General features: G+C 72.8%; 9 protein-coding genes. 2 read left to right on the top strand and 7 right to left on the bottom strand.

The window, feature by feature from the left end; translation table 11 throughout:
• The first annotated feature begins 30 nt into the window (after positions 1-30).
• On the top strand, positions 31-714 hold the full coding sequence (locus NMK34_RS07690) for a DUF4386 domain-containing protein (protein ID WP_318332832.1): 684 nt from the start codon (positions 31-33) through the stop codon (positions 712-714).
• On the opposite strand, the gene NMK34_RS07685 is transcribed toward NMK34_RS07690, so the two are convergent.
• The 6 genes from NMK34_RS07685 to NMK34_RS07660 all read right to left on the bottom strand — a co-directional run bounded on the left by NMK34_RS07685 (position 711) and on the right by NMK34_RS07660 (position 8,487).
• The gene (locus tag NMK34_RS07685) at positions 711-2,405 is read right to left on the bottom strand and encodes a SulP family inorganic anion transporter (protein ID WP_318332831.1); all 1,695 of its coding nucleotides are present in this window, start codon (positions 2,403-2,405) and stop codon (positions 711-713) included. The two genes, NMK34_RS07690 and NMK34_RS07685, sit on opposite strands and share 4 nt — an antisense overlap.
• Positions 2,402-2,740, bottom strand: a complete 339-nt coding sequence (locus tag NMK34_RS07680; protein ID WP_318332830.1) for a metalloregulator ArsR/SmtB family transcription factor — start codon at positions 2,738-2,740, stop codon at positions 2,402-2,404. The genes NMK34_RS07685 and NMK34_RS07680 overlap by 4 nt, the downstream gene beginning before the upstream one ends.
• 78 nt (positions 2,741-2,818) lie before the next feature.
• Positions 2,819-5,266 (bottom strand): glycosyl hydrolase 2 galactose-binding domain-containing protein, encoded by a 2,448-nt coding sequence (locus NMK34_RS07675; protein WP_318332829.1) that lies wholly within the window; start codon positions 5,264-5,266, stop codon positions 2,819-2,821.
• Entirely contained in the window at positions 5,263-6,123 is an 861-nt protein-coding gene (locus NMK34_RS07670) for a carbohydrate ABC transporter permease (protein ID WP_318332828.1), read from the bottom strand. Before NMK34_RS07670 ends, NMK34_RS07675 begins: the two co-directional genes overlap by 4 nt.
• Entirely contained in the window at positions 6,120-7,133 is a 1,014-nt protein-coding gene (locus NMK34_RS07665) for a sugar ABC transporter permease (protein WP_318332827.1), read from the bottom strand. The genes NMK34_RS07670 and NMK34_RS07665 overlap by 4 nt, the downstream gene beginning before the upstream one ends.
• 70 nt (positions 7,134-7,203) lie before the next feature.
• Complete coding sequence (locus NMK34_RS07660) at positions 7,204-8,487, bottom strand: ABC transporter substrate-binding protein (RefSeq protein ID WP_262014717.1); 1,284 nt, start codon at positions 8,485-8,487, stop codon at positions 7,204-7,206.
• Between the two features lie 349 nt (positions 8,488-8,836).
• Between NMK34_RS07660 and NMK34_RS07655 the strand changes: the two genes are divergently transcribed.
• Positions 8,837-9,862 carry a LacI family DNA-binding transcriptional regulator gene (locus NMK34_RS07655; RefSeq protein WP_318332826.1) on the top strand — a complete coding sequence of 342 codons (1,026 nt, stop codon included), beginning with the start codon at positions 8,837-8,839 and terminating at the stop codon, positions 9,860-9,862.
• Positions 9,863-9,873: 11 nt separating this feature from the next.
• Here NMK34_RS07655 and NMK34_RS07650 read toward each other — a convergent pair whose 3' ends face one another.
• Positions 9,874-12,069 (bottom strand): GGDEF domain-containing protein, encoded by a 2,196-nt coding sequence (locus tag NMK34_RS07650; protein WP_318332825.1) that lies wholly within the window; start codon positions 12,067-12,069, stop codon positions 9,874-9,876.
• Positions 12,070-12,191 lie beyond the last annotated feature (122 nt).

The following is a 12,191-nucleotide window of genomic DNA, read 5'->3' as shown; positions in this document are numbered from 1 at the left end:
GCGGCGTCGACCACCCCCGAAGGAGCCGCCATGCACCAGTTGATCCGTACCGCCCGGGTGACCGGGCTGTTCTACCTCGGGCTCGCCGTCACCGGTGCCCTGGGGTTCCTCACCGTCCGCCCCATGCTCTTCGACGCCGACGACGCGGGCACGACGCTCGCCAACCTGGTGGCCCACGAGTCGCTGGCCCGCCTCGGCATCGCCCTCGAACTGCTCGTCGTCCTCACCCAGGCGCTCACCGCCGTCTGGTTCCACCGTCTGTTCCGTACCGTCGACGGCACCGCCGCGGGCAGCATCGCCGCGTTCGGACTGGTGAACGGCGTGGCGATCCTCGGCAGCGCCGCCGTCCTCGCGACGGCTCTGCGTGTCGCGACCGGCGGACCGGGGGACGCCGACACCGTCCAGCTGCTCTATCTGGTCAGCGGGAACCTGTGGGAGGTGGGCGGGCTCTTCTTCGGCCTCTGGCTGGTGCCGATGGGCTGGTGCGTGCTCCGGTCGGGCTGGCTACCCCGGCCGCTCGGCTGGATCCTCGTCGCCGGTGGTGTCGGCTACGTGCTCATGACGTTCGTCGCGTATCTCGCGCCCGGCGCCGGCATCGCCGGCGACCTGCTGGTGGTGCCCGCCACCGTGGGCGAGGTCTGGATCCTCGGCTACCTGATCATCTTCGGCGTGCGGAAGCGCGCGGAGACGGGTGCCAGGGCGACCGCAGCCTAGGCCACGCTCGCGGCGAGGGCGACACCCCGGGCGTACCGGATGGCGGCCGGGGTGTCCGCGAACACCAGGCCCTCGCGGCGCAGCTCGTCGGCGACGCCGAGCGTGCTGAGCACCTGGTCGTGGCCCGGGGTGATGCCGGAGATCAGCACCGTGATCCCCCGGCCGCGCAGCCGGGCGATGGCGTCGCCGAGCACCTGCGCGCCCGTCGCGTCGATGGTGGAGACGCGGGACATCCGCAGGATCACCACCCGCACGTCGGCCACCTCGGCCAGCTCCAGCAGGAAGGTGTGCGCGGCGGCGAAGAACAGCGGCCCGTCCAGCCGGTACGCGACGATGTGCTCGGCGAGCAGCGCGTGCTCCTCGTCGCTGTGCTCGCCGGTGTCCAGCGGCACCTGTTCCAGCTTGGCGCTGCGGGCCACCGCGCGCAGCGCCAGGACCACAGCGACGGCGAGCCCGACGACCACTGCTGTCACCAGGTCCCAGATCACCGTGACGGCGAACGTCAGCACCAGCACCAACGCGTCGGCGCGGGTGGCCCGCATCAGCGCGAGCAGGGAGGCCGCCTCCACCATCCGTACCGTGGTGGCGAGCAGCACCCCGGCCAGGGCCGCAAGCGGGATGCGGCCGACAAGCGGGGCGGCGGCGAGCACGATCGCGGCGAGGGCCACCGCGTGGGTGAGCGCGGCGAGCTTCGAGGACGCCCCGGCACGGACGTTGACCGCGGTACGCGCGATGGCGGCGGTCGCCGGGATGCCGCCGAAGACCGGAGAGGCGAGGTTGGCCAGGCCCTGGCCGAACAGTTCCCGGTCCGGGTCGTGCCGCTCGCCGACCGTCATGCCGTCCGCCACCGTCGCGGAGAGCAGGCTCTCCAGGGCGGCGAGCGCGGCCACGGCGAGGGCGCTCGGCAGCAGTACGCCCAGCGCGCCGAGGTCCACGAAGTCCAGCGACGGCGCGGGCAAGCCCTGTGGCAGCTCGCCGATCCGGGCCAGGTCGATCGGGGCCAGCTCGGCGAGCAGCGTCGCGGCGGCCACCCCGACCAGGGAGAACGGCACGGCGGGCCGCCACCGGCCGCCGAGCAGCATCAGCGCCGCCACGCCGAGCGCCACAGCGATCGCGGCGGGCCGGGGCTGCGCGGCGAACCGGGCTACCGCGTCGGCTGCCACCGCCCACACCTTCTCGCCGGGCTCGCCCGTGACGCCGAGCGCGGCCGGCACCTGTTGCAGCGCGATGACCACGGCGATGCCGGCGGTGAAGCCCTCGATCACCGGGGACGGCAGGTAGCGGACGTACCGGCCGAGGCGGGCCACTGCGAGCGCGATCAGGATCAGCCCGGCCAGCGCGCCGACCATCAGCACGCCACCGGCGCCGAACTGCTGCACCACCGGCACCAGCACGACCGTCATGGCCCCGGTGGGACCGGAGACCTGGAGGTTGGAGCCGCCGAAGATCGCCGCGACGGCTCCGGCGACGACGGCGGTGACCAGGCCGGCCTGTGCACCGAGCCCGGAGGTCACGCCGAAGGCGAGCGCCAGGGGCAGCGCCACCACGGCGACGGTGAGCCCGGCGAGCAGGTCGCGCCGGGGCGAGCGGCGCGCTGCCGCCCAGTCGGCCCGGCCGGGCAGCAGCCCGCCGAACAGCCGGCCCGCCTGCCGGACGGCGTCACCGGCGCGAGCGGCGGCCGCCGCGCTCACCGGTCCGTCCCGGAGGCCCGCAGCTCGTCCAGCAGGGCGTCCCGGTCGGTGAGGACGGCGCCGAGGATGCGCCGCCCGGCGGCGAGCAGGTCGGCCACGTCGGGGGTGCTGAGCGCGTACATGACCAGCGGGCCGTCCCGGTACGAGGTGACCATGCCGGCGCGGCGCAGCACGGCGAGCTGCTGGGAGAGGTTCGACGCCTCCACGTCGATGGCGGCGAGCAGGTCGCGGACCGGCTTCGGGCCGTCCTGGAGCAGTTCGAGCACCCGGATGCGGACGGGGTGCCCGAGGGTGCGGAACAGCTCCGCCTTGACCTGGTACAGCGGCACCGACATGACTCACCTCTCCGACGACCCTGAAGACTTTAGCACTTGCAGAAATCTTCAAATCGACGGAGATGCGGGTATGGCCCCTCAGGCGAGGTCGTTGACGCAGCGCAGCACCGGCCGGCGGGTGAGCGCGTCGGCGTCGAGCAGGCCGGGCGCGCGCACGGTGAACGTCGCGCTCTCCCCCGGCAGCAGCGTCACCAGCGCCCGGTCCACCTGCGCGGCCGGATCGAGGCGATCCGGGAACAGCGTCAGGTCGCGCAGCACCGTCCGTGCGGTCACCCGGACCCGCCGGCCGCCGTCGACCGGCTCGACGGTCGCGTCCCACTGCGCCGCCGGCCACCGCACGTCGCGGTCCTCGGCGAAGAACCACAGCGCGCGCTCCGCGGCGTCCCCGGCGTCCGCGACGAGCAGTTCGGCGCGGCCGTCGTCCGGCCGCGCCAGCTCCGCCGGCAGCGCCAGCACGACCGAGGAGTACGCGGGGACGTCGAGGTCGACCGAGGTCTTCGCCCTCGGCTCCCCGGTGAGGGCCAGCCGGGTGACGGTGGCCGGCCCGCTCCACGCCCGGGCGGTCTCGTTCACCGCCACCAGCGCCAGCCCGCCGTCGCGCGGCTGCACCGTCAGCAGCCGGTCGGCGTACGCGCGGCGCAGCGCGTACCAGAGGGGTTTGCGGCGGCCGTCGCCGTCGATCGCCGACCAGGAGGTGACCGGCCAGCAGTCGTTCAGTTGCCACACGACGGTGCCGGCGCAGACCGGCCGGTGCGACCGGAAGTGCTCGACGCCGAGCTGGATGGCGCGGGCCTGGTTGAGCTGGGTGAGGTAGTGCCAGTCGTCGAAGTCGGCTGGCGGCGGCAGGTGGGCGTCGAGCCCGCGCTGGAGCTTGCCGTCCCCGTCGGCCGCCTTCTGGTGGTGTGCCATGCCCGGCGAGTCGTGCGCGAGCGGGTCGTCGGAGAGGGACCGGCGCAGCGTCGCGTACGCGGGCGGCGCCTGGTAGCCGAACTCGGCCACGAACCGCGGCACGTACTCCCGGTAACGGGTGTAGTCGTCGGTGTTCCACACGTCCCAGATGTGCGTGGTGCCGTGTGCCGGGTCGTTGGGGTGGACGTCCTCGCTGCCGGACCAGGGGCTCCCCGGCCAGTACGGGACGGTCGGGTCCAGCTCGCCGACGACGGTGGGCAGCAGGTCCAGGTAGTAGCCGCGTCCCCAGGTGCGCCCGGCCAGGGGCTCCTGCCAGTCCCAGTCGTGCCAGCCCCAGATGTTCTCGTTGTTGCCGGTCCACAGCACCAGCGACGGGTGCCCGGCGAGGCGGGTCACCTGCTCGCGCGCCTCCGCCTCGACCTCGGTGCGGAACGGCTCCTCCTCCGGGTACGCGGCGCAGGCGAACAGGAAGTCCTGCTGCACCAGCAACCCGATCTCGTCGGCGAGGTCGTAGAAGTCGTCCGACTCGTACCGGCCGCCGCCCCAGACGCGTAGCAGGTTGACGTTCGCGCCGGCCGCCTGACCGAACCGCTCGGCGAGGCGCTCCCGGGTGACCCGGTTGGGGAACGCGTCGTCGGGGATCCAGTTGACGCCCTTGACGAACACCGGCACGTCGTTGACGTGCAGCGTGAACGGGGTGCCGTGCGCGTCGGGTGTGGTGTCCAGCCGGACCGAGCGGAAACCGATCCGCCGGGCGGCGGCGTCCAGCTTGCGGCCGTCGGCGCCGTGCAGGCTCACGTCGAGGTCGTAACGCGGCTGGTCGCCGTACCCGATGGGCCACCACAGCGCGGGGTCCGCGACGGTGAGCGTCACGACGGCGGTCCGCTCCCCCGCCGGTACGGCCACCTCGGCGGTGACCCCGGCGACGGCGGCGCGGACGGTCAGCGGCTCGTCGCCGGCCCGCTCGACCTCGGCGTGCAGCTCGACCCGGCCGACGCCGTCGGCCACGGTGACCAGGGGCCGGACCGACGCGAGCCGGGCGGTGGACCAGGCGTGCAGGCCGATGTCGCGCCAGACGCCGGCGGTGACGAGCGTGGGCCCCCAGTCCCAGCCGAAGTTGCAGGCGGTCTTGCGGATGAAGTGGAACGGCTCCGGGTAGGCGTTGGGCCGGTCACCGAGCCGGTCCCGGTGCGCCTCCGCGTACCGGTACGGGGAGTCGAAGCGTACGGCCAGGGTGTTGCCGTCCGGGCGCAGCAGCGCGCGGACGTCGAAGCGGTACGAGCGGTGCTGGTTCTCGGTGCGGCCGACCTCGACGCCGTTGAGCGTCACGGTGGCGACCGTGTCGAGCCCGGCGCAGACCAGGTCGACCCGGTCCTCGTCACCGGGTCGCCAGGTGAACGTGGTCTCGTAGACCCAGTCGGTGCGGCCGATCCAGGTGAGGCGGTTCTCGTTGTCGTCCCGGTACGGGTCGGGGATGCGGCCGGCCGCGAGCAGGTCGGTGTGCACGCAACCGGGGACCGTCGCCGGCACCACCGTCCCGGCGATCTCCGGCGGCACCGCCGGACCGGGCTCGGCCCGCAGCGTCCATCCCTCGTGCAGCAGCGTTCGACGGCTCACGACTTCACCGCGCCTTCCATGATTCCGCGGACGATCTGACGTCCACCGATGAACAGCATGACCAGCAGGGGGACGGTGGCGATGAACGCACCAGCGAGCACCCGCCGGTAGATCACGTAGTTGCCGCTGGCCAGGTCGGAGACCGCCACCATCGACGTCGGGTAGTCGGTGCCGCTGAGCGTGATCAGCGGCCACTGGAAGTCGTTCCAGGTGGCCACGAACGTGAGCAGGCCGAGCACCGCCAGCGCCGGGCGGATCGCGGGCAGCACGATCGTCGCGTACACCCGCATGGTCGTGGCGCCGTCGACCCGGGCCGACTCGATCAGCTCGTCCGGGACGGTGTTCACGATGAACTGCCGCATGTAGAACACGCCGAACGCGGTGACCAGACCGGGCGCGATGACGGCGAGCAGCGTGCCGTTCCAGCCGAGCTTGCCCATCACGATGTAGAGCGCGACGATGCCGAGCTGGTTGGGCACGGTCAGGGTGAGCACCACGAACAGCATCAGCGCGCGGCTGCCCCTGAAGCGCAGCTTGGCGAAGGCGAAACCGGCCAGCGAGCAGAAGAACAGCACCGAGGCGGTCACGACGGTGGAGACGATGACGCTGTTGACCAGCGACGCGGCGAAGTAGACGTCCTGGAGGGAGAAGACCTCGTCGACGTTGGTGAGGAAGCGGTCGCCGGGGATCACCGCCGGTGGCAGCTTCGCCAGCGCCTCGTCGTCGCTGGTGGCGATGACGAACATCCAGTAGAGCGGGAACGCGGCGAACAGCATGCTCACCGCGAGGAGCAGGTAGGTCCAGAGCCCGGCCGGGGTGTCCTGTGGCGCCCGGGCCACCACGCGTCGCGTCGTCACCGGCGGCCTCCGGAGAGTCGGTTGGTCAGCAGGTAGTTGAGACCGGCAACGACCAGGATGATCAGGAACAGCGCCCAGGACATCGCGGCGGCGTACCCGAGGTTGAGGTCCTTCCAGCCGACCTTGTAGATGAGCTGGGCGATGGTCTGCCACTCGCCGTCCGGCCCGCCGGTCGCGGCCTGCGCGTTCGGGTCGAACAGCATCGGCTCGGTGAACAGTTGCAACCCGCCGATGGTGGACAGGATGACGGTGAACAGGACCACCGGCTGGATCATCGGCACGGTGATCCGCCAGAGCTGCTTCCACGGCCCGGCGCCGTCGATCGCGGCGGCCTCGTAGACGTCGCGCGGGATGGACTGCATGGCGGCCAGGTAGAGCAGCGCGTTGTAGCCGATCCACTTCCAGTTGACCATGGTGGCGATGGCGATCCAGGCGTGCAGCTTGTCCGCCCGCCAGTCGATCGGGTCGTCCGGGCCGCCGATGCCGAGCAGGCCGAGCGCCCAGTTCGCCATGCCGAAGTCGCGGGAGAAGAAGACGCTGAACACCATCGTCGAGGCCACGATCGGTGTCACGTACGGCAGCAGCACGCCCACCCGCCACCACGTCTGCGCCCGCAGTCTGCGGTTGAGCAGCGACGCGACGAGCAGCGCGAGCAGCAGTTGCGGCACTGTGGAGAGCAGGAAGATGCCGAACGTGTTGGCCAGGGCGTTCCAGAAGTCCTCGTCGGCGAACAGGCGGTTGAAGTTCTCCACGCCCGCCCAGTACGGCAGCGTCGGGTCGTCCAGCCGGTAGTTGCGCAGCGACACGACCGCGTTGAACAACAGCGGGAACAGCCCGAACACGAGGAAGAGCAGGAAGAACGGCGCGATCATCAGGTACGGCATGTAGCGCATGTCGAAGCGGTACAGCCGGTCGCGCCAGCTCATCCGCCGGTCGCCGCCGCCGGTGCGGCCGGGCTTGCGCGCGGGTGGGCGGCCGGGCGGTGCGGGCGCGGCACGAGTGCTGGACATCTGTTCACTCCAGGGCCGGGAGATCGGACGGTGACGGGGCGGACCGGGCCGCCCCGTCACCTGTGACACGTCAGGACTTGGCGGCCTTCTCGGCCTCCTTGACCGCCTCGTTCCAGGCGGCGTCGGACTTGAGCGACTTGTTCTCCACCCGCCGGATCACGTTCTCCACCGCCACCCGGGTCGGACCGTTCTTGCGGCCCAGGTACTGCGGGGTGAGGCCCTGCGCCATCTTCGGGAAGATCTGGCCGACCGGGGCGTCGTTGAAGAACGGGTTCTTGAAGTCGGCGATGGCCGGGTCGCTGTAGAGCGCCGGCTGCGACGGCAGGTTGCCGACCTTCTTGAAGATCTCGATCTGCTGCTCCGGCGCGACCAGCCAGGTCAGCAGCTTGTACGCCTCGTCGACGTTCTTGCCCTGCTTCGGCAGCGTCAGGAAGGAGCCACCCCAGTTGCCGCCGCCACCCGGTACCGCGGCGATGTCCCACTTGCCCTCGGTGCCCGGCGCGGTGTCCTTGATGTGGCCGAGCATCCAGGCCGGGCAGGCGAGCACCGCGAACGCGCCGCTGGTGAAGCCCTTGTCCCAGTCGGCCTGGAAGCTGACCAGGTTGGCCGACAGCCCGGCGCCCACAGCCTTGACCGTGTAGTCGAACGCGACCTTCGGGCCCTGCTCCATCCGGAGCTGGTCCTGCTCGTCGTAGAACCCGACCGGCTGCTGGCCGAGGATCGGGTTGAACAGGTTGGTGCCGGCGTCGATGAACTTCTTCTTGGTCTTGGCGGTGTACTGCTGGCCGACCTCGATGAACCTGTCCCACGTGGGCCAGAGCGCTGATACCTGGTCGCGTTCGGTGGGCAGGCCGGCGGCCTTGAACAGGTCGGTGCGGTAGCACATGGCCAGTCCGCCGACGTCGGTGCCGAGGCCGATCTGCGTCTTGCCGTCCGCCGACAGCGACTGCTTCCACTTCCAGGGCAGGTACTTGCTCTCGTACGAGCCGGCGCCCTTGTCGAGCAGGTTGACGAACTTGTCGGACTGGCTGCGGAACTGGACCATGAAGCCCTCGTCGATCGCCGCGATGTCCGGCGCCCCGTTGCCGGCGACGAGCTTCTTCTGCAGGTCCTCGTGCTGGGCGTTGTACTCGCCCGAGTTGAGCTGGATCTTGACGTTCGGGTGCTCGGCCTCGTACTTGGCCTTCAGATCCTGGAGCCCGAAATCGCCCCAGAAGTTGATTTTCAGCGTGACCTGACCACCGGCCGAGTCCGAGCCGCCGGTGGTGCTCCTGCCGCTGCAGGCGGCGATCATGACCAGGCTGACGGCACCGACGGCGGCCACCCGCGCCAGGTGCGTCCAGGACCGTCTCATCTCATCCTCCGCGCCGAAATGGGAACGCTCCCGAATATCGAGAGACGTTGACTGAACCGGATAAGTGACGCCACCGTACGGTCCCCATTCATCACTGTCAACGGTCGGTTACCGATGTGCCGGTCCGGTAACCTCGCCGCCGCTCACGACACGGTCCGGGCCGCGCGTGACGATCGTCGGCGGGTCGGCGATCTAAGCTGAACCGCACAAGCGGCCGCCGCCGGATGCCGTCCACCGGTGCCGCCGGCGGCACCCGGACCCGGCAGCGCGTGCAGTAGCGTCACCAGACGCCGGTGATCCGGCGACCGGAAGCGCCCGCGAGGGCCGGACACAGTGGAGGAACGCTTCGGTGAAGCGGCCGACCATCGCCGACGTCGCCCGGCGCGCCGGGGTCTCCAAGGGCGCGGTGTCGTACGCGCTCAACGGCCAGCCCGGTGTCTCCGAGGCGACCCGGCAGCGGATCCTCGCCATCGCCGCCGAGATCGGGTTCCGCCCGAGCAGCGCCGCCCGCGCGTTGTCCGGCGCCACCGCCAAGGCGGTCGGGCTGGCGCTGTGCCGCCCCGCCCGGATACTCGGCATCGAGCCGTTCTTCATGGAGCTGATCAGCGGCGTCGAGGCCGAACTGTCGGCCCGCTCGTACGCGCTGACGCTCCAGGTGGTCAGCGACCAGGAGGCCGAGATCGCCGTCTACCGGCGGTGGTGGGCCGAACGCCGGGTGGACGGCGTGCTCGTCTGCGACCTGCGTACCGACGACCGGCGCGTGCCGGCGCTTGAGGAACTGCAACTGCCGGCGGTGGTGATCGGCGGGCCCGGGCACACCGGCGGCCTCGCGAGCGTCTGGGCCGACGACGCGGCGGCCCTCGTCGAAACGGTGGAATACCTGGTCGCGCTCGGCCACCGGCGCATCGCCCGGGTCGGTGGACTGCAGTCGCTGCTGCACACCGAGATCCGCACCGAGGCGTTCGCCGGCGTGTGCCGGCGGCTCGGGCTGGACGAGGCGACCACCGTCTGGTCCGACTACACCGGCGAGGAGGGCGCGCGGGCCACCCGGCGGCTGCTCAGCTCCGCCGGCCGCCCCACCGCGGTGATCTACGACAACGACGTGATGGCGATCGCCGGGCTCTCGGTGGCCCAGGAGATGGGCCTCACCGTGCCCGGCGACCTGTCCATCGTGGCCTGGGACGACTCGCCGCTCTGCCGGCTGGTGCACCCGCCGCTGACCGCGCTGGGCCGGGACATCCCGGCGTACGGCGCGCACGCCGCCCGGCAGCTCCTGGCCGTCATCGCGGGCGAGCCGGCCGCCGTCGTGCAGGACGAGACCGCGCACCTGACGCCGCGCGGCAGCACCGCCCCACCTCGTACGACGGCTCGCTGAACCGGTTCAGCTCATCGGGCGGTGGACGGGTACTCCTCGAACCACGCCTCGACCCGCTCTGCGGTCGCCGGGCGGGCCAGCGCGAAGCCCTGGCCGTACCGGCAGCCGGCCCGGCGCGCGCCCGCCACCTGGACCTCCGACTCCAGCTCCTCGACCACCAGCTCCACGCCGAGCCGGTCGGCCAGGTTCGCCACCACGTCGATCAGCGGACGCTGCCCGTCCCCGCCCGGGCCGACCAGGTGCGGGCCCACCTTGAGCAGGTCGATCGGCAGCCGGCGGAGCTGCGCGAGCGAGGCGTGCTCGGCCCGGAAGTCGTCCAGCGCGATCCGCACGCCGATCGACCGCAGACCGGCCAGCCGGGCCACCACTGTGGACAGCTCCGCGCCCACCACCGGCTCGGCCACCTCCACCACCAGCCGTTCCGGCACCACGTCGTACGCGGCCAGCGCTGTCGCGGTACGTGCCACGAAGTCCGGCGCGGCCAGCTCACGCGGCGTCACGTTCACCGCCATCCACAGCTCGCGACCGCCCTCCGACCACGCGGCGAGCTGGCGGCAGGCCCGGTCCAGCACCCACCGCCCGATCTCGCCGGTCAGGTCGAGGTCGGCAGCCACCGGCAGCAGTTCGGCCGGCAGCACGGTGCCCAGTGCCGGACTGCGCCAGCGCAGCAACGCCTCGGTACCCACGGGCATCCGGTCGGCGAGCGCCACCACCGGCTGGTAGACCAGGTCCAGCTCACCGCGCGCCACCGCGCCGGGCAGTTCCCGCTCCAGATCCAGGCGGCGGACCAGTTGCTCCTCCAGGTAGGCGTCGTACCACTCGACCCGGTCCCGGCCGAGCTGCACCGCCCGGCGGCGGGCCAGGTCCGCCTGCCGCAGCACGTCCTCCGGATCGCCGCCGCTGGTCTCGGCCAGCCCGACGCTCACCCTCAACCGGGCGAGACCTCCGGGCCGGGGGTACGGCTCGGCCAGCGCCACCAGCAGCCGCAGACCCAGCGCGTACGCGAGCACCGGCCCCCGGTCGGTGAGGACCGCGTACTCGGTGTCGCCGAGCCGGGCGACCAGATCCTGCGTCTCGGCGCCCGCTCGCAACCGGCGTGCGGCCTCGGCGAGCACCGGTCCCTCCGGCACCGTGCCACCCGTACCGTGCAGGTCGACGACGAGCAGCGCGCCGCCACTGCGTTCCGCCATCGCCCGGACCAGTTCGGCGCGCGTCAGCGGCACGGGCTCGGCCGCCCGGGCGTCCGGTCCGAGCCGGCGCCGCAGCCACGCCTCGCGGGCCGCGAGCCGCTGTACCCGGCGGCGCTGGTCGGCGGCGGCGAGCAGCTCACCCACCATGATCGGCGGGATGACCGCGAGACCCAGGGCCATCGCGCCGGTGCTGAACTCCCCCGCCGTCATCAGGTGGACCCCGGCGGCCAGCGCGGCGATCCCGGCCGGCGCCGTCAGGCGCGGCCACGCGGCGGTCGCCACGTCCCGGCCCGGTCGCTCACCCCCGGAAGTACGCCGGGCGCCGGCGGCGGTGAGCAGTGCCCCCGCCACCAGCGGCACCGCGACGAGCGGCAGCGCCCGGTCCGGCGCACCGTAGGCCAGCAGCACCACGAGGAGCGTCAGCCCGCCGAGTGTCAGCGCGGCCCCGGCGTGGCAGCGCGCGGCACCGGGCCGGCGGCGGCGTTCGGCGACGGCGGCCACCGCGAGCACGGCGAGCACCACGGCGCCGCCCGCCGCCACCATTCCGGCGACGGCCGGGACCGGGCCGCCCGGCAGCAGCATCCAGCCCGCGAAGACCAGGCTGACGCCGAGCGCGAGCACGTCGACGGTACGGCGCACCAGCTCCGGGCCGGACAGCCGCGACCGGCCGGGCAGGCGCAGCAGGGCCGTCACGTGCAGCACCCCGGTGAGGCACAACCCGGTCAGCGCGATCGGCAGCCGGTGCGCGGCGTCGCTCAGCGGCAGCACCGCGACGGTGAGCCCGGCGACCAGGACGGCGCTGTCGAGGATGGCGGCGACCCGGCGGGACAGCGCGGCCCGGCGCGCCCGCCGCCCGTTGGCTGCGGGACGGTCGGTCGGTGCGGCGGCTCCGGCCAGCCAGGCGAGCCGGACGCAGGCGAGGGCGAAGCCTCCGGCGACGGCGAGCGCGGCGGCTGCGGGGCCGGGCAGGGCGCCGGCGACGCCGGCGAGGAGGAAGGCCGTGCCGGTGAGCGACACGGCGACATCGGGCAGGACCGATCGCCGACGGGGAACGGCGGGAGGGGGGACGGGCACGGCGGTCGCCTTCGTGAGGGGGCACGGGGGCGGTGCGGTTGCGGTACGACGTGCGGGGGTCGGGG

Source organism: Micromonospora sp. BRA006-A, assembly GCF_033433935.1.
GTDB classification, from domain to species: domain Bacteria; phylum Actinomycetota; class Actinomycetes; order Mycobacteriales; family Micromonosporaceae; genus Micromonospora; species Micromonospora aurantiaca.
This window is presented reverse-complemented; position numbering and strand designations above follow the sequence as displayed.